A 16,730-nucleotide genomic window follows, 5' to 3' on the forward strand; every position below is an offset into this window, starting at 1 on the left:
TGAACAGCAAACATAACAGAGGATGTAATCTTGAAGACAATCTTAAAAACGCTGGCCATCTGCGTAATGGCGGGTGGCCTGATGGCTCAGTCGGTATATGCCGAGCCGCTGGTCATTCAGGAACAGGGAAGCTTTTCTGCGGGTGGCACTATCATCACCGCACCAGGAACATTTGACGCGAAAAAGCCGCTGGACTCTGCTGGCCAAACCTACCATGGCGATCATGCGTCTGTGTTCTACCAAATCCCGGAGAATCCGCATAAATACCCTATCGTCATGCTGCACGGCGCAGGTCAGTTCTCCCGTACCTGGGAAAGCACCCCGGATGGTCGCGAAGGTTTCCAGAACATATTCCTGCGTCGCGGGTTCTCAACCTATCTTGTCGATCAGCCACGCCGGGGCAGCGCCGGGCGCACTACTGTAGAAGGTACGGTTACGCCTAAACCGGATGAACAGATGTGGTTCAACCAGTTCCGCGTTGGCGTGTGGCCAGAGTATTTTAAAGGTGTTCAGTTCTCTCACGACAAAGAAGCGCTGAACCAGTATTTCCGTCAGATGACCCCGAATACCGGGCCGTTTGATATCAATGTTATCTCTGATGCAATGTCCGCCGTAGTGGATAAATCCGGCCCGGCGATCCTCTTCACCCACTCTCAGGGTGGCGGACCAGGCTGGTACACGGCGATGAAAAACGACAAGGTCAAAGCCATTGTCGCCTTTGAGCCTGGCAGCAGCTTTGTCTTCCCGGAAAAAGAACTTCCTGCCCCTATGCCAAGCGCGTTCGATACGCTGAAGGGCGAGCCTGTGCCAATGGAGCAGTTTATGGCACTGACCAAAATCCCGATTCTGATCATTTACGGCGATAACATCCCGGATAAACCTGTCGCCATGCCTGCACAGGACAGCTGGCGCGTACGTCTGGCAATGGCACGGGAGTGGCGTGACGTGGTGAACAAGCATGGCGGAGACGTCACTGTGACTCATCTGCCTGAAGTGGGAATCAGAGGGAACACCCACTTTCCGTTCTCTGACCTCAATAATGTGCAGATTGCCGATTTGGTGAGTAAATTCATGAAGGAAAAAGACCTGCAATAGGAAGAGCCAGTATTGAGCCTTCATTATTGAAGGTTCAATACAAACATCATCTTTATGAAAATAAAGTGGCCTAATCCTGCCGGAAAAAGGTGTTGAATATGGCGGTTTACTTTGCGCACAAAGCAGACCGTCAGCCCTGCAAAGATTAATGAATACACCTAATAAACCCTAGTGAACTATCCCCTCTGATAGAATAAATCACTTTGCGTTATGCTCTTCCTACACAACAGCTGAAGGATAACGTCATGCAAACTGTAAAACTGAACAACGGTATAGAAATGCCCCTTCTGGGCTTTGGTGTCTTCCAGATGACGGATGCCGCCGAATGCGAAAGAGCCGTGACTGATGCTATCGATACAGGATACCGCCTGATCGATACCGCAGCGTCATACCAGAATGAAACTCAGGTCGGGAACGCACTGAAACAGACCGGTATCGCACGTAGCGAACTCTTTGTAACGACCAAGCTATGGCTGCAGGATACAAATTATGAGGGCGCTAAAGCACAATTCGAACGCTCCCTGAATCGGCTGCAACTTGATTACGTTGATCTGTATCTGATTCACCAGCCTTACGGCGATGTCCATGGGGCCTGGCGTGCTATGGAAGAGCTGCAGCAGGCAGGCAAAATTCGCGCCATTGGCGTCAGCAACTTCCATCCTGACCGACTGGCGGACCTTATCGCCTTCAACAAAGTGGCTCCTGCGGTAAACCAGATTGAAGTTAACCCCTTCAACCAGCAGTTGCATGCGGTTCCATGGAATCAAAGCCGTGGCATTCAGCCGGAAGCCTGGGCACCGTTTTCTGAAGGTAAAAATGGTCTCTTACAGCATCCCGTATTAGCGGCAATTGGTCAGAAGTACGGCAAAAGTGTGGGCCAGGTGGTACTGCGCTGGATCTTCCAGCGGGGCATCGTTTCACTCGCGAAAACGGTGCGGAAAGAGCGCATGGAAGAGAACATTGACATTCTCGATTTTAGACTCAGTTCTGAGGATATGCTGCAGATTGCTGCCCTCGACACCGCAACCAGCGCCTTTTTCTCACACCGTGACCCGGCGATGGTGGAATGGCTGACAGGCCGCAAACTTGATGTTTAAGCTGCGATAAAAGAGGCGTTCATTCAATACAAAAACGTTTTTCAGGTAAATCAGGGCTAGAGGTGTCCGCTCTGGGACTCGGTTGCAAAGGACCCGTTATTCTGTTTCCGTTTTCCAGGCGGCCCCCCAACAACGCGCCATAAGCCACTGAGAACAGGCCGCCGCCGCGAATTTCACGGCAGCCGGCACATACGGTCGGGCAGATTATGCTTCAGCGGTTCAAAAAATACAGGGCTTAAAGGATCAGCACGCAGCGAAAATCATTAACGTTGGTCAGCGTCGGCCCGGTGATCACCGCATCCCCCAGCGCGCCGAAAAAGCCGTGGCCGTCGTTGTTGTCCAGCGCCGCGCGCGGTGCGATGCCCTGGTCACGGGCACGCTGCAGCGTGTCCGGTGCCAGAAAAGCGCCGGCAATCTCCTCCTGCCCGTCCACCCCGTCGGTATCGCCGGCCAGCGCCCAGACCCGCTCTGCGCCGTCCAGCGCCAGCCCCAGCGACAGCAGAAACTCGACGTTGCGCCCGCCGCGACCGCTGCCGCGCACGGTGACGGTGGTTTCGCCGCCGGAGAGCAGCAGGCAGGGCTTGCTGAACGGCTGACCGTGGCTCGCCACCTGCAGGGCGACAGCCGCCATTACCTTACCCACGTCGCGCGCCTCGCCCTCAATTCGGTCGCTGAGGATATGTGCCGTGATACCCTGCTCCGCTGCGATTTTCGCCGCTGCCTCCAGCGCCATTTGCGGCGTGGAAATCAGATGCACCTCATTCCTCGCCAGCCGCGCATCGCCCGGTTTGATGCTTTCAGCTTCCCCACTCTCCAGCCGGCGGCGGGCGGCAGCCGGTACGCTGATTTGGTAGCGTTCAAGGATGGCGAGCACATCGGCGCAGCTGCTGGCATCGCCCACCGTCGGACCGGAGGCGATATCGGCCGGATCGTCGCCCGGCACGTCGGAGATCAGCAGGGTAATCACCTTCGCCGGGTAACAGGCCGCGGCCAGCCGCCCGCCCTTGATGGCGGAGAGATGGCGGCGCACCAGGTTCATCTCGCTGATGGTGGCACCGGAGCGCAGCAGGTCGCGGTTGATCTGCTGTTTGTCCGCCAGGGCTATGCCCTCCAGCGGCAGCGGCAGCAGCGACGAGCCTCCGCCGGAGATCAGGCACAGCACGGTGTCCTGCTCGCCCAGCCCCTGCGCCAGTGCCAGCATACGCTCAGCTGCCTGCAAACCCGCTTCATCCGGCACCGGATGCGCCGCCTCCACTATCTCTACCGCGCGGCAGGGCACGCTGTAGCCGTAACGCGTGACCACCAGCCCGCTGAGTTCGCCCTGCCAGTGATCCTCTACCGCCCGCGCCATCGCCGCAGAGGCTTTGCCCGCACCCAGAACCACCAGGCGGCCAGTGCGATCGGCGGGAAGAAACTGCGGGATGGTATGCTGCGGCTGAGCGGATTCAATCGCTGCCAGGAACATCTGCTGTAGCAGCGCGCGTGGGGAAAACGAGTTATTCATGCTTCACCTGTTAATCGTCAGAAGACCGCCGGAGACGGTCTGGTCAGTCTACGGCCCACAGCGAGGCTCAGCGGTCTGCACCGCCTGAGTCAGTGACACTGTCACAACGCCCGGGCCAGCATGTGCATTGCATCGTATTCGGGTCGGGTATTTCGCAGCGGGTGTCCACACCGGCGGACAGCCCGGAAATGGGGCCAGGCCGCCACAGCATCAGCTGTGGCAAACGCACATCACGGCCTGATCCACGCTGCAACACACTCTTTCATCACCCGCAGATGTTCATCCAGCGCGGACTGCTCACCCAGATCGGTCTGGTAGATAATCGACAGCGTGGACTGGTTAATCAGATAAAAGAAACCCAGCGCAGAAATCGTGATATTCAGCTGCATGGCAGCGATATTGCTGCGCACGTTGTTTTCGCGCCAGCCGCGCTCCAGCAGCCCCTGAGTGATGTCGATCCAGCTTCTGTTCAGCTCCACCGGGCTGTCCAGCCCCTGCAGGTGGCGGGCCTTCAGCTGGTTTTCGCTGTTGAGCAGGCGGATAAACTCGGGGTTCTTCAGATAGTAGTGCCAGGTGAAATCCACCAGCTGCAGAATCGCCTCATTCGCCGGAAAACGGTCGAGATCCAGCGCCGCTTCCTGCTGGCGTTTATCGCGGTAGGCTTCTTCCAGTACCCGGGTAAAGAGCTGGTCTTTGTTAACGAAGTAGTAGTAGATCAGCTGCTTATTGGCCTGCGCCCGTTCGGCAATACTGTCCACGCGGGCACCGTCAAAGCCCTTCTCGGCGAATTCAGCACGCGCCGCCTGCAGGATGCGGCTCTGCTTGTCTGCCACATCGTTCTTATCCTTAACCATCCTGTTAGCCACAGCTGTTCCCCCTCCGGGTTCGCGTACTTTTTCGCAAGTATAGCGTCAGAACTGACGATGAAAACGGATAAAAATAATTTTCAACTAACTAGTTGGTTATGTGAATCCGATCACCCCAGGCGGTGAATTATCGACCTATAGTGATTTCATCAACCGGTTAGTTGAAATCAGTATCTGCCCTTTCAGCCCGGTTGTCCCTGTTGATTCTCTGAAATTCCGCGGCCGGTCACAGCGGCCCCGGCACACTAAACATATCGCGAGGTGAAAGTAATGGCTCAGATTCCCGTTGGCATCATTATGCACGGCGTTACCGGACGTATGGGTAAGAACCAGCATCTGATCCGTTCGATTGTGGCGATACGTGCACAGGGCGGCGTGCTGCTGGCCAACGGCGATCGCCTGATGCCGGACCCGATCCTGATCGGCCGCAACGCGGAGAAGATCGCCGCGCTGGCGCAGGAGTACGGCATCAGTCGCTGGGGCACCAGCATTGACGAGGCGCTGGATAATCCATCGGACACTATTTTCTTTGATGCCGCCACCACCCAGGCGCGTCCGGGGCTGCTGAAGAAGGCCATCAGCAAAGGCAAGCACGTCTACAGCGAAAAGCCGGTGGCGATGGGGCTGGATGAGGCGCTGAGCCTGTATCACTTCGCCCGCGAAAAAGGCGTCTGTCACGGCGTGGTGCAGGACAAGCTGTGGCTGCCTGGGCTGCAGAAGCTGAAACTGCTTAACGAATCAGGCTTCTTCGGTAAGGTGCTGTCGGTGCGCGGCGAGTTTGGCTACTGGGTGTTCGAAGGCGACCTGCAGCCGACCCAGCGGCCGTCGTGGAACTACCGCAGCGAAGACGGCGGCGGCATTATCCTCGATATGATTTGCCACTGGCGCTACGTGATCGACAACCTGTTTGGCGAGATCAAAAGCCTGAGCTGCCTCGGCGCCACCCATATCCCACAGCGCTGGGACGAGCAGCAGCAGCCTTACCCGGCCACCGCCGACGACGCGGTTTACGCCACCTTCGAACTGCATAACGGCGCGATCGTGCAGATTAACAGTTCGTGGTGCGTGCGCGTGCGCCGCGATGACCTGGTGACCTTCCAGGTGGACGGGGTCAACGGCTCTGCGGTGGCCGGGCTGACCGACTGCGTCACCCAGAGCCGCGTCAACACCCCCAAACCGGTGTGGAACCCGGACCAGCGCCAGACGCACAACTTCTTTGACGACTGGGCCGAAGTGCCTGACACGCAGCACTACGACAACGCCTTCAAGGTGCAGTGGGAGCTGTTCCTGCGCCACGTCTGGGGCGAAGGCGACTACCGCTGGGGCCTGCTGGAAGGGGCTAAGGGGCTGCAGCTGGTTGACCTGGCGCTGCAGAGCTGGAAAGAGCGCCGCTGGGTTGACGTGCCGTCGCTGGAGCGCTGAGGAGAGGAATATGCAAACGCCAAAACCCGAACAGCTGTCGCTGAATACCGCCACCGTGCGCCAGCAGTGGAACCTGCAGCAGATTATTGAAGGCTGCGCCCGCCATGAGATCCGCGGCATCTCACCGTGGCGCGATCAGGTCAGCCAGCTGGGATTACAGCCCACCGCGCGGCTGCTGCGCGAACACGATCTGACCGTCACCGGCTACTGCCGTGGCGGGATGTTTCCTGCCAGCAGCCGCGAGCAGCGCCAGCAAAAAATGGACGATAACCATCGCGCGGTGGATGAAGCGCTGGCGCTGAACGCCGCCTGCCTGGTGCTGGTGGTCGGCGGGCTGCCGGAGGGATCGAAGGATCTCAACGGCGCGCATCAGCAGGTGGAGGACGGGCTGGCCGCGCTGCTCGACTATGCGCGGCCGCGCGGCATGCCGCTGGCGATTGAGCCGCTGCACCCGATGTACGCCGCCGACCGCGCCTGCGTCAACAGCCTGCAGCAGGCCAACGACCTGTGCGACCGGCTGGGTGACGACGGGCTCGGCATCGCCGTCGACGTCTATCACACCTGGTGGGATGCCGGCTTTGCCCGCGAGATCAGACGCGCCGGGCAGAAACGCCTGCTGGCCTTCCATATCTGCGACTGGCTCAACCCCACGCAGGATATGCTGTCCGATCGCGGCATGATGGGCGACGGCGTGATTGATATTCGCGGCCTGCGCCAGCAGGTGGAAGCCGAAGGCTATCAGGGTTTCCATGAGGTGGAGATTTTTTCCCGGCTGAACTGGTGGCAGCAGGATCCGGACGAGGTGTTGCGTACCTGCAAGGCCCGTCATCTCGAACACGGCTGAGCGCCCGCTTGCGCAGGCGTGCAGTCCCTTTTTCGTATCTGACAGAGCTGAACTCAGCTGTTTTCGTCGGTCCGCAGACTTGTCGAGGAAGATATGAATACAGATACCCGCAAGATGATCCTGGTTACCGTGCTGTGCGGGCTGGGCTACATGATGTACTCGGTCGACCGCATGACGGTGTCGTCGGCCATCGGCCTGATCGCCGGTGAATTTGGCCTTGGCAAAGCGGAGAGCGGCATTCTGCTGTCGTCGTTCTTCTTTGGTTTTATCGTCTTTCTGTTTATCTCCGGGGTCATCGCCGACAAGCTCAGCGGTAAGCCGGTGCTGATCCTCGGTCTGATGATGTTCTCGCTGGCCACGGTGTTTACCGGCGTGGCGGGCAGCCTGACCAGCCTGATCTTCTACCGGGTGATGACCGGCATCGGTGAAGGCATCTTCTGGCCCGCCGCCTCGCTGGAGGTGGCCAACGTCACCAGCGAGAAGCAGCGCACCACGGTGATGTCGCTCTACTGGATGGGCTACCCGATCGGCGGTTTTCTCGGCACCTGGATGGGGGCAGTGCTCGGTCCAATGTTTGGCTGGCGGGTGGTGTTTTATGTTGCCGGTGGTCTGGGAATACTGGTCGCGCTGCTGTATGCGGTGCTGGTGAAAAACGACCGTAAACCGGCCGATCTGCTGGCCCGTCAGGCGGCGGAAAAAGTGCCGCTGCGCACCCTGTTCCGCCATGCGCCGGTGCTGCTGATGGCCGCCTACTACTTTGTGCTGCTGGCCGGCTGGTGGATCGTGCTGCTGTGGGCGCCAAGCTACCTGATGCAGGTAAAAAACCTGTCGATCGGCATGGCGGGCACCATCGCCAGCCTGCTCGGCCTGACCGGCGCGCTGGGCGGTTTCCTGCTTGGCCGCTACTGCGACAAAGGCGACTTTGTTCGCCGCCGCAATATCCTGATGGCGATCACCGCCGCCAGCGGCGTGCTGATGGCCGCCATGGCCCTGACGCCGTCGGTACCGCTGGTGGTGGTGCTGGTGATGCTGCTGGGCTTCCTCGGTTACCCTGTCACGCCAATCGTACTGTCGGTGACCGCCGAGCTGGTGCCGCCGTCGCTGCGCGGGTCGGCGATCGGCTTTGTGATGAATATGGGCATGGCGGCCGGCGGGATCTCGCCGATCGTCGCCGGCTACTACGCGCAGACCTATACGCTGCAGCCGGTGTGGCTGGCCGCCGCCGGAGTGATCCTGTGCAGCAGCGTGGTGCTGTTCGGCGTGCGCAAGCTGCCGGTTGGGTCCGCTACCGCCGCCGCTGACGCGCTACCGCGCGGCCATCTGGCTAAACACTAATCACAAGGAATCAATAATGAAGAGCAATCACCTACGTTTACTGGATGCGCAGGGCCGGGTCAGCGACTATCAGATTCAGGGCGAACGGCGCTGGTCCGCGCCCGCACAGCCGCGTTTTAACCGCCAGGCGTTTGCCGCCGCCCACGTGGTGGCCGACGTGCGGCGTATGCAGCACCCCAGCCGCGATATGGCGATTGACTGGGACGCCACCCTCGCCTATCGCCGCCATCTGTTCGCCCACGGCTTCGGCATTGCCGAAGCGATGGACACCGCCCAGCGCGGGATGGGCCTGGACTGGCCGGCCAGCCTGGCGTTAATTCAGCGCAGCGTCGAACAGGCGAAAGCCTTTCCCGGCGCGGTGGTGGCCAGCGGGGCCGGCACCGATCACCTGACCCGCTTCAGCGGGCTGACCGTCGATGACGTGATCGCCGCCTACGAGCAGCAGATCGCGGCGATTGAGGCCTGCGGCGGACGCATTATCCTGATGGCCAGCCGGGCGCTGGCGGCGATCGCCCGCGGCCCGGACGACTATCTGCGGGTCTACGATACCCTGCTGCGCCAGGTACGCGAACCGGTGGTGCTGCACTGGCTGGGGGATATGTTTGACCCGGCGCTGCGCGGCTACTGGGGCAGCGACAGCATCCACAGCGCGATGGAGGTGTGCCTGGCGGCGATCCGCGCCAACCCGGCGAAGGTCGACGGCATCAAGATTTCGCTGCTGGATAAGGATCGTGAAGTGGAGATGCGCCGCCAGCTGCCGCCGACGGTGAAAATGTACACCGGCGACGACTTCAACTACCCCGAACTGATCGCCGGCGATGAGCAGGGCTACTCCCACGCGCTGCTGGGCATTTTTGACGCCATCGCCCCGGCGGCGGCGGCGGCGCTGCACGCGCTGGCGGCGGGCGATCGCCAGACTTACGAACGGATTTTCGCCCCGACCGTGCCGCTGGCGCGTCATATCTTCACCAGCCCGACCCAGTTCTATAAATCCGGCATCGTGTTTCTCGCCTGGCTGAACGGCCATCAGGACCACTTCTCAATGCTGGCCGGTTCGCAGAGCGCGCGCAGCCTCGGCCACTACTGCGAGCTGTTCCGGCTGGCCGATGCCGCCGGGCTGCTGGATAACCCGGAACGGGCGGCGGAAAGGATGACGCTGTTTGGCCGGGTAAACGGTCTCTGACCGCGTCGACAGACTCGCGCCTTATGCCCCGGTACGACTGTTCGTGCCGGGGCATAAGGCGGTACATTCTTCTCCTCTGACAACGGTTTCTCTTACCCTCAGACGCGTTGCACCATCCCCTTCAGGAAAAAAATGTCAGCCTGGCGCAGTAAGGGCGGTTATCCGGGCATGATACACTGAACGGCAGATCGGACGATCCGCAATCAAAACAGGAGCAACCGCGTGGCAGATTTTAAAACCTTATTCGGATACAGCGTTGATTATGCTGAGTTTGTCAGCCAGGGCTCGGCGGAAGAGATCGCCGCGCTGCGCCGCGATCAGGACAAAACTGAGCAAGCGGATTTTCTCAGCCCGGAACTTGAAGCACAAATTGCCGCGCTGAAGGGCCGCTTCACCCTGCTGGTGGCCGCCGAAATGTGGTGCCCGGACTGCCAGCGCAACCTGCCCGCTATCCGGGCCTTAACCCAGCGCTATCCCGACGCACAGTTCGGCATTCTTAACCGGGCGCAGGCCGATGCGCCGTTTAAAGACGCCTTTGGCGTTGAGCGGGTGAAGATCCCGTTTGTGGCGGTGCTGGATGAAGAGTTCGCGCCGCTGGGCAGCTTTATCGAACGCCCACGGTCGGTGGTGACGGGCGGTGACGAAGCGCTGCAGAGTTACAAGCGCGGTGAACGGCTGGCGGAGACGGTCGGTGAGATTGTCGGGATCATGCGGCAGAACGCCTGATACAGCATCCCTCCTTTTAAATCGCCCAGCGGGGTGTGGCCGGTGCGCCTCCCCCCGAAGACAGCAACATCAGAATGTCTTCAATTTCATGTTGACTTATTACTTAGCGATCGCTATAAATTAATAATTACATAGTGATCGCTACATATTGTGTCTTTACAGTAGATCACCATCAGAGCCGCAATAAATTCATCGCCAGGACAGGAACCGTATGGACCAGATAGTCACGGGTGACCCGATGGTCTGGCTACAGGCAAAAGGGTCGGCAGGAAAACGGATGAAAGCATGGTCAGCGCATTTCCCCAGGACGCAGGCCATCAACACTGCGGTCTCTGATGACGGGTTTCGGGTTCGGTCTGTTGCCGGGCACGGTTTTATACATTGTTCAGATGTGAGGAATTAAGCATGACCAGACCAGTATATGTACAGGAATACAATGAGATCGTTAAGGTCCTGAATCATTACAATGAAGGTGGCAAACAGGCTGACAGCAGTATCATGAAACCGGCGTTCAGCAGGGAGGCCACTATTTATGGCGTTGATGGTGACGGCAAACTGACCGGCGGGCCTATCCAGGGGCTGTTTGATATTATTGACTCAGCTTTCCGCCCCTCTCCTGAGGCACAGGGCGTTATCGTAAACATCGATATTGTGGGTACGGCTGCAAGCGCGCGTATTGATACAAACGATATCTCTGGTTTTTGCTTTACCGACTTTTTCAATCTTCTGAAAGTCGATGGCAAATGGACCGTGGTCAGCAAAATCTATCACACCCACGTTGCCCCCTGATTAACTGACCTACTGATTCTGATCCCCTGATACCTGCGGTTCGGTGCCGGAAAAGCAGGACGCCGGCTGGCACAGAGGTTAGCTGAACAGGGGGATCCACCCCATTAACCTTATCGCCATCCGGAACAGGAACCCGGCATGCTGTGCTTTTCCTCTCTGACCTGGTTCAGACCCGGAGTAATAAGCGGAGACCGGGCTGGGCGGGAATCAACGTGTCGTGTGAGTTATAACCGCGGCAGAAGCCGAACGGCCTGGGTGGCGATAAGCTTTAGTTCAGCCTGTGAGATACCATCCTGAGCGGGGATGGACATGCCTTCCAGAAGGGTATTCAACGTCAGGGCAAGCCCATCCACATCCGTATCAGACGGCAAATGACCTGCCTGCTTACCCGCCTGCAGGCGTTCCCTGAAGTAAATCCTTCCTTCCTCTCTTAATGCCTTAACCGCGTCGTAAACATCTTTCGAATCCGGTGACACGTTAATGGCTGCCAGAACGACCAGGCAGCCACAGGGGGCTTCCTGGCTCGTAAGAATGACAGCAGCTTCTTCAAAAAAGTTATGGATAGCGTCATACACGTTTTCTTCCTGACGCATCCTGTCCCACGGTTCATCCCAGAATGTTTTTTCGTAATAATTCACTGCTTCCAGAAACAGTTCAGCTTTACTGCCAAACGCCGCATACAGGCTGGGTGGATTAATATCCATCACCCGGCAAAGTTCACCGACGGAAGCGGGCTCGTATCCGCAGCGCCAGAAAACACCCAGCGCGCGAACCAGGGCCTTGTCCCGGTCAAAATTACGGGGTCGTCCTCGTCGTGAGGGAGTGCTTTGCGTCGTATATGTCATATTTCTGCCTGATGAAAAAAGTAAAACTGATGGCTCACTATACAAGATTTTGAGGTCATGTGTCTGAGCTGGCCACGTTTACCCCCCACTCCGCCAGCTAATTCAGTGATGAGAAGGCACACAGCCCGTGGTTCGCCGGAGAGCAGGAAAAAATGTCCTTGCCTTTTTATGTAGTGATCGCTATAAATATGCGCATATTTAGCGAACGCTACACAACTGCAGTGTTCGGAATCTGCAGTTACTCCGTATGCCTGCTTACAAAAGAAAGCGTCACGGAGCGATAAATACCTGAGGAAAAGAGAATGAACCCGAAGTATGCCCCTTTATTTGAACCCTACATCCTGAATAACGGCGTCATCATTAAAAACCGTTTTACCGTTGCACCCATGACACATTTTGCCTCCCATGAAGACGGCAGCATCAGTAACGAAGAGCGTAACTTTCTGACCAGTCGCTTTGATGGTTTTGGCCTTTTTATCGCAGCTGCAACGCTGGTGTCGCCGGAAGGTAAGGCATTTGTCGGCCAGCCAGAAGCCATTGGTGAGAAAGACTTACCCAGCCTGCGTGAGGTCGTCCGGATTGCTAAAAAACAGGGGGCAACAGCCATTCTGCAGATCCACCACGGTGGTCATCTGAGCATTCCTGAACTGTTGAATGGTCAGGATGTGGTGGCGCCCTCGGCAGATGAGAAATCGGGAGCCCGGGCTCTGACCAACGCGGAAATTCGCGATCTGATTGCAGCCTTTGCCAATGCAGCGCATCTGGCTATCCAGGCCGGGTTTGATGGCGTTGAGATCCACGGAGCCAACAATTATCTGATCCAGCAGTTTGTGTCAGGAGAAAGCAACCGCCGCACCGATGAATGGGGTGGAACCATTGAACAGCGACTGCGTTTCCCGCTGGCTATTGTGGATGCCGTGACCGATGTGAAGAAAAAATACGCCAGTGAGAAGTTTATCGTTGGTTACCGCTTCTCACCGGAAGAGCCGGGTGAGCATGGCCTGACCATGAAGGATACTTTTGCGTTGATTGATGCTCTTGTACAGAAGCCACTGCAGTATCTGCACGTTTCGCTGTGGGACTTCTATAAGAACGCACGCCGTGGGGCCGATACCTCCATGACCCGCATGCAGCTTTTGCACGAGCGCATTAACGGAAAACTACCGCTGATTGGCGTGGGTAATCTTTTTACTGCCGACCAGATCCTTGAAGCCTGTCTGACGGGCTGGGCTGAATTTATTGCTCTGGGCAAAACAGTCATCATGAACCCGGACCTTATTGGCCTTATCAGGGCTGGTCAGGAAGATCAGATTGTGACGGCTATCGATCCGCACAAGGAAGATCGCTACCGCATCCCTGACAATCTGTGGAATCAGAATATGCAGCGTCTTTCCTATCTGCCTCCGGTAAAAGACGACGCGAACTGGCACTCACCGGATATTTAAGCCACCTGTCACCGGACAAAAAGTCCTGCTCACCGAATGATTTACACAGCTGGCGGATGCGTCAGCTGAAGTACCTATGATTGCCATCAGTTCTGAAGATGTTGCCAATGCCGCTATATATGCGTTGAATCAGCCGGATAATGTCACTGTTAACGGTCTGATCATCTCTCCAACCCGTCAAAACGGGTAAGTTTTTCGTACCAGGCGGCACCCTTTTACAGATGTGAACGCACATTGCCGCTGAACATGCCACCGCGAAAAACGTTTGCCGCCGGATCGGTGGTGAAAAGAACCAGGTCACTGCTTTCCCGGGCGATGATCGGGTGGCGGGTCTGATCCTCAATAATCACGCTTTCACCCGCCCCGAGAGTGATATCGCCGATCTCCGCGCTGCCCGCGAACAGATACAGCAGCCGTACGGCGCTGCTGACCGGAACCGGTGGCAGCATCAGCGTATGGTCTTTTTCCAGCCGGGTATCCTGCAGCCAGGTCTGAGAGCGGAAAATTAACGGTGCGTTATCGGGGCCGGCAAGGGTTCTCCAGCTATTTTCACTGTAAGGCGTGCCGACGTCGTGAAACTGCACCTGCGGCACCAGCCCGCTTTCGGCCGGGCGCACGAAGATCTGCAAACAGCGCATTGTCTCGCCGGGGTTACCCGGAATGTGTTCTTCATGCTGAAAACGGTGGCCCGCGTTCATCAGCATCAGCCGCGTACTGGAGAGCTCTTCTTCATTACCGACCGAATCAAGGTGCAGCATGCGCCCTTCACGAATATAAGTGAGGATCTCATCATCCCGGTGCGGATGCATGGCAATCACCGTACCGGGTTTAACGTTAGCCTGGTCGATTCGTCCAATCGTCCCGATACCACTGTCATCTGATGCCAGGACCTTGCCCGGCCAGAGAATATCAATACCAAAGCCGCCCGAGCCATGCAGGTGCTTACTGCTGTTTTCAATTTTAATCATTACCGTCACATTCTCATCTTTCCGGGTGGTGCGGCGCAGGCGGTAACCCACCTGCGCAGGCTCCCACCGGTTTCAGCTGCTGTTTACTGGAAAGATTCCATCAACACCTGAACCAGCTGACCACCCTGTGGTGTCGCCCAGGTGCCTGCCAGCTCCGCGATCAGCTGATTGGTGGTAGTCAGCGTGATGCCGTTTTTGTCCATGCGGCGCAGCGCAATATCATCCGCCATGCGGGTCGGAGATGCACCGCCATCGGCAACAACCTGCACATCAAAACCTGCCGCCGCGAGGGTCAGCGCCGGGTAGACCGTACAGACGTCATTGGTCACCCCCGCAATAATCAGTTTTTTCCGACCCGTGGCCTGTACCGCAGCGGCAAAGTGCTCATCGTCCATGGCATTGACGATGCCCAGACGTTTAATGCGCGCAGCGAACGCGGCGGGCAGGATAGTTTGCAGTTCCTCCAGCAGCGGCCCCTGCGCATGTTCTTCCATGCTGGACGTCAACACTACCGGCATATTCAGGATCGCGGCTGATTTTGCCAGCATCAGCGCATTGCGCTTCAGCTCGTCGAAGGGCATGGATTTAGCCCAACCCATAGTGCCAACCTGATGATCGATTAACAGCATGGCGGCGTTATCAGCGGTGAATTGTTCTGAGCGCATTGTCTCTATCCTCAATGTATGTTCAATGGTTGACCTGAAGCGTTATCAGACCGGCTGGCAGGCGTTTTCGTCTATCTCCTGCGAATGAACAAAGTATAAGCTGCCAATTTTTGGAATAAATAGCTAAAATCGAAATTGAATATTCCACTGATGGCACAATAAAATGGAACTGCTGAATCACATGTCTTACTTTGTCGAGGTCGTCAAAGCGCGCAGTTTTCGCCGGGCGGCAGAGGCGCTCGGCATGCCAAACTCCACACTGTCGCGCAAGATCAATGAGCTTGAACAGCATATTGGCCTGAGGCTGTTACACCGGACGACGCGAAAGATTGAGCTGACCGAAGCCGGACAGGTTTACTACCAGCGCAGCCGCCGGATTATTGAGGAAGCGCGACTGGCACATGAACAGCTGGGAGCCATTCTTGCCCAACCGCAGGGCATATTGCGGGTCTCGTTACCGGCAGATTTCGCGGTACTGATGCTGACGCCGCTGATCAAGGCGTTTGCAGAGCACTATCCGGGGATCGGCTTCGACCTTGATTTAACGCCGCGCAACGTTGACCTGGTATCTGAACCCTATGATTTAGCGATCCGCATGGGCAGCCTGCCTGATTCAGGCCTGATCGCGCGCAAGCTCGGCGCGCTTTCCCGCAGCCTCTATGCCTCACCAGACTATTTAGAGCTGAACGGCACGCCCGGTAACCCGCAGGCGCTGGACCAGCATCAGTGCCTGGTGATGCGCCAGGACAAACCCGCGCACTGGCATCTGCACCGCCATGAGGAGCGAATCAGCGTCAGAGCCAGCGGGCGATTTCAGATGAACAGTATCGGCATGATGCGCCGCCTGGCCGCGATGGGTGCGGGTATTGCGGTACTGGCCGACAGCATTGTCGAAGAAGACGTACAGAACAACAAACTGATCAGGATCTTACCCGGTTGGGCAGCCGATCCAGTAACGATTTATGCCCTGACCGAAACGCGACTGTTGCCCGCAAAAACGCAGCTGTTCATCGCGTTTCTGCGTGAAAAACTGAGTGGCGCAGTGGACAACTGCGCGACCTGATGACCCGGGTGCCGGGCGTGAAGTTAATCATTGAGCATACGCCGGCAGACAAGACCATTGCCGCCATTGCTGGCATAAACGCAATACCCGTAATGTGGCGCCTCTCTGGCTACGTGAACAAATCTTCCGGGCCAGCAAAATGCTCTGAAACCATTACGGCTACAGCCCTGACGTTTGCAGCCAGGTATAAACAGACCGTGCAAGCTCCCGGGGGGTTTCCAGCGGGATCAGGTGACCACTTCCTTCGATAACATGAACGTCACATCCGAAGCAGTCCGCGAGTTCCGCCGCCTCCTCATCGGACCGGAGCTGATCCTGACCTGCTGCGACCACCATCACCGGGATGGAAACCGGCCTGAGGGTGATGCCGTTACGCTCCAGTCCGGACTGTGTTCTGAACACCTCCGCGCCGAGTCGTTTCCCCATCTCACGAACTTTCTGAATTAACGCGGCATCACCGTGACGGGAAGGGTGGAGAGACCTTTTGACCGCGCCGGGGCTGATGCCCTTAAAGTCTCCGGAAAGTGCGACACGGGAAGCGGCTTCAAGCCGCGCGCGCTGTTCAGGTGAATCCTCGCGCAGGGAGGTGGCAATCAGGATCATGCCTGCTGTGCGCTGGGGAAATGCCTCGGCGACTGCCCGTGCTACATAGCCACCTAACGAAAAGCCAGCAAGAACAAAGCGCTCCGGAAGTCCACCGGCAATATGGCCAGCCATTTCCGCTATGGTCTGACCCTGGCTCAGGCTTGCCCTGATAAAACGACGGCTGTCCGGATAGACGCTGATAAACTCATCCCACAGCGTCTCGTCGAGCATAAATCCCGGGATAAGTACGACAGGTAGCTGCTCTTGTTGCATTGGGGCGGTCCTCAGGCTGGAATTA

General features: G+C 57.6%; 16 protein-coding genes and 1 pseudogene. 11 read left to right on the forward strand and 6 right to left on the reverse strand.

Annotation, left to right across the window (positions count from 1 at the left end):
• Positions 1–30: 30 nt before the first annotated feature.
• Complete coding sequence (locus tag GKQ23_RS00370; RefSeq protein WP_212408302.1) at positions 31–1,095, forward strand: alpha/beta fold hydrolase; 1,065 nt, start codon at positions 31–33, stop codon at positions 1,093–1,095.
• A gap of 245 nt (positions 1,096–1,340) precedes the next feature.
• On the forward strand, positions 1,341–2,192 hold the full coding sequence (locus GKQ23_RS00375; RefSeq protein ID WP_212408303.1) for an aldo/keto reductase: 852 nt from the start codon (positions 1,341–1,343) through the stop codon (positions 2,190–2,192).
• Between the two features lie 235 nt (positions 2,193–2,427).
• Here the strand turns inward: GKQ23_RS00375 and GKQ23_RS00380 are convergent, their stop codons facing one another.
• Entirely contained in the window at positions 2,428–3,696 is a 1,269-nt protein-coding gene (locus GKQ23_RS00380) for a glycerate kinase (RefSeq protein ID WP_212408304.1), read from the reverse strand.
• A gap of 230 nt (positions 3,697–3,926) precedes the next feature.
• Positions 3,927–4,562, reverse strand: coding sequence for a TetR/AcrR family transcriptional regulator (locus GKQ23_RS00385; RefSeq protein ID WP_212408305.1), 636 nt, complete (start codon positions 4,560–4,562; stop codon positions 3,927–3,929).
• Positions 4,563–4,832: 270 nt separating this feature from the next.
• On the opposite strand from GKQ23_RS00385, the gene GKQ23_RS00390 reads away from it, so the two are divergent.
• From GKQ23_RS00390 to GKQ23_RS00415, 6 genes are all read left to right on the forward strand, one after another.
• Complete coding sequence (locus tag GKQ23_RS00390) at positions 4,833–5,984, forward strand: Gfo/Idh/MocA family protein (RefSeq protein ID WP_056237779.1); 1,152 nt, start codon at positions 4,833–4,835, stop codon at positions 5,982–5,984.
• A gap of 10 nt (positions 5,985–5,994) precedes the next feature.
• The gene (locus GKQ23_RS00395) at positions 5,995–6,828 is read left to right on the forward strand and encodes a sugar phosphate isomerase/epimerase (RefSeq protein WP_212408306.1); all 834 of its coding nucleotides are present in this window, start codon (positions 5,995–5,997) and stop codon (positions 6,826–6,828) included.
• Positions 6,829–6,921: 93 nt separating this feature from the next.
• A complete protein-coding gene (locus GKQ23_RS00400; RefSeq protein WP_056237771.1) occupies positions 6,922–8,163 on the forward strand; it encodes an MFS transporter in 1,242 nt (413 codons plus the stop codon).
• A 16-nt stretch (positions 8,164–8,179) separates the two neighbouring features.
• Complete coding sequence (locus GKQ23_RS00405) at positions 8,180–9,346, forward strand: dihydrodipicolinate synthase family protein (RefSeq protein WP_212408307.1); 1,167 nt, start codon at positions 8,180–8,182, stop codon at positions 9,344–9,346.
• Positions 9,347–9,568: 222 nt separating this feature from the next.
• Positions 9,569–10,072 (forward strand): thioredoxin family protein, encoded by a 504-nt coding sequence (locus GKQ23_RS00410; protein ID WP_212408308.1) that lies wholly within the window; start codon positions 9,569–9,571, stop codon positions 10,070–10,072.
• 405 nt (positions 10,073–10,477) lie between these two features.
• The gene (locus GKQ23_RS00415; protein ID WP_212408309.1) at positions 10,478–10,861 is read left to right on the forward strand and encodes a nuclear transport factor 2 family protein; all 384 of its coding nucleotides are present in this window, start codon (positions 10,478–10,480) and stop codon (positions 10,859–10,861) included.
• A 224-nt stretch (positions 10,862–11,085) separates the two neighbouring features.
• On the opposite strand, the gene GKQ23_RS00420 is transcribed toward GKQ23_RS00415, so the two are convergent.
• Positions 11,086–11,706 carry a TetR/AcrR family transcriptional regulator gene (locus GKQ23_RS00420; protein WP_212408310.1) on the reverse strand — a complete coding sequence of 207 codons (621 nt, stop codon included), beginning with the start codon at positions 11,704–11,706 and terminating at the stop codon, positions 11,086–11,088.
• A 302-nt stretch (positions 11,707–12,008) separates the two neighbouring features.
• On the opposite strand from GKQ23_RS00420, the gene GKQ23_RS00425 reads away from it, so the two are divergent.
• Both GKQ23_RS00425 and GKQ23_RS00430 read left to right on the forward strand, forming a co-directional pair.
• Positions 12,009–13,151 (forward strand): NADH-dependent flavin oxidoreductase, encoded by a 1,143-nt coding sequence (locus GKQ23_RS00425; protein ID WP_212408311.1) that lies wholly within the window; start codon positions 12,009–12,011, stop codon positions 13,149–13,151.
• A gap of 73 nt (positions 13,152–13,224) precedes the next feature.
• Positions 13,225–13,341: pseudogene (locus GKQ23_RS00430) on the forward strand (SDR family NAD(P)-dependent oxidoreductase); the annotation flags it as partial.
• Positions 13,342–13,366: 25 nt separating this feature from the next.
• On the opposite strand, the gene GKQ23_RS00435 reads toward GKQ23_RS00430, so the two are convergent.
• Together GKQ23_RS00435 and GKQ23_RS00440 are read right to left on the reverse strand one after the other, a co-directional pair.
• A complete protein-coding gene (locus GKQ23_RS00435; protein ID WP_212408312.1) occupies positions 13,367–14,119 on the reverse strand; it encodes a pirin family protein in 753 nt (250 codons plus the stop codon).
• An 83-nt stretch (positions 14,120–14,202) separates the two neighbouring features.
• Positions 14,203–14,784 carry an isochorismatase family protein gene (locus GKQ23_RS00440; protein WP_212408313.1) on the reverse strand — a complete coding sequence of 194 codons (582 nt, stop codon included), beginning with the start codon at positions 14,782–14,784 and terminating at the stop codon, positions 14,203–14,205.
• A gap of 163 nt (positions 14,785–14,947) precedes the next feature.
• Here GKQ23_RS00440 and GKQ23_RS00445 point away from each other — a divergent pair, with 163 nt between their 5' ends.
• Complete coding sequence (locus tag GKQ23_RS00445; protein ID WP_212408314.1) at positions 14,948–15,847, forward strand: LysR family transcriptional regulator; 900 nt, start codon at positions 14,948–14,950, stop codon at positions 15,845–15,847.
• Between the two features lie 159 nt (positions 15,848–16,006).
• Here GKQ23_RS00445 and GKQ23_RS00450 read toward each other — a convergent pair whose 3' ends face one another.
• On the reverse strand, positions 16,007–16,705 hold the full coding sequence (locus GKQ23_RS00450; protein ID WP_212408315.1) for an alpha/beta fold hydrolase: 699 nt from the start codon (positions 16,703–16,705) through the stop codon (positions 16,007–16,009).
• Between the last annotated feature and the right edge of the window lie 25 nt (positions 16,706–16,730).

This window comes from Erwinia sp. E602 (assembly GCF_018141005.1).
Taxonomy (GTDB): domain Bacteria; phylum Pseudomonadota; class Gammaproteobacteria; order Enterobacterales; family Enterobacteriaceae; genus Erwinia.

Bases quoted from the DNA above. Each gene is read 5' to 3' on its own strand.
- GKQ23_RS00435 (WP_212408312.1), bottom strand. From the start codon at position 14,119: ATGATTAAAATTGAAAACAGCAGTAAGCACCTGCATGGCTCGGGCGGC.
- GKQ23_RS00425 (WP_212408311.1), top strand. From the start codon at position 12,009: ATGAACCCGAAGTATGCCCCTTTATTTGAACCCTACATCCTGAATAAC.
- GKQ23_RS00380 (WP_212408304.1), bottom strand. From the start codon at position 3,696: ATGAATAACTCGTTTTCCCCACGCGCGCTGCTACAGCAGATGTTCCTG.
- GKQ23_RS00415 (WP_212408309.1), top strand. From the start codon at position 10,478: ATGACCAGACCAGTATATGTACAGGAATACAATGAGATCGTTAAGGTC.
- GKQ23_RS00395 (WP_212408306.1), top strand. From the start codon at position 5,995: ATGCAAACGCCAAAACCCGAACAGCTGTCGCTGAATACCGCCACCGTG.
- GKQ23_RS00390 (WP_056237779.1), top strand. From the start codon at position 4,833: ATGGCTCAGATTCCCGTTGGCATCATTATGCACGGCGTTACCGGACGT.
- GKQ23_RS00420 (WP_212408310.1), bottom strand. From the start codon at position 11,706: ATGACATATACGACGCAAAGCACTCCCTCACGACGAGGACGACCCCGT.
- GKQ23_RS00450 (WP_212408315.1), bottom strand. From the start codon at position 16,705: ATGCAACAAGAGCAGCTACCTGTCGTACTTATCCCGGGATTTATGCTC.
- GKQ23_RS00405 (WP_212408307.1), top strand. From the start codon at position 8,180: ATGAAGAGCAATCACCTACGTTTACTGGATGCGCAGGGCCGGGTCAGC.
- GKQ23_RS00400 (WP_056237771.1), top strand. From the start codon at position 6,922: ATGAATACAGATACCCGCAAGATGATCCTGGTTACCGTGCTGTGCGGG.
- GKQ23_RS00445 (WP_212408314.1), top strand. From the start codon at position 14,948: ATGGAACTGCTGAATCACATGTCTTACTTTGTCGAGGTCGTCAAAGCG.
- GKQ23_RS00440 (WP_212408313.1), bottom strand. From the start codon at position 14,784: ATGCGCTCAGAACAATTCACCGCTGATAACGCCGCCATGCTGTTAATC.
- GKQ23_RS00375 (WP_212408303.1), top strand. From the start codon at position 1,341: ATGCAAACTGTAAAACTGAACAACGGTATAGAAATGCCCCTTCTGGGC.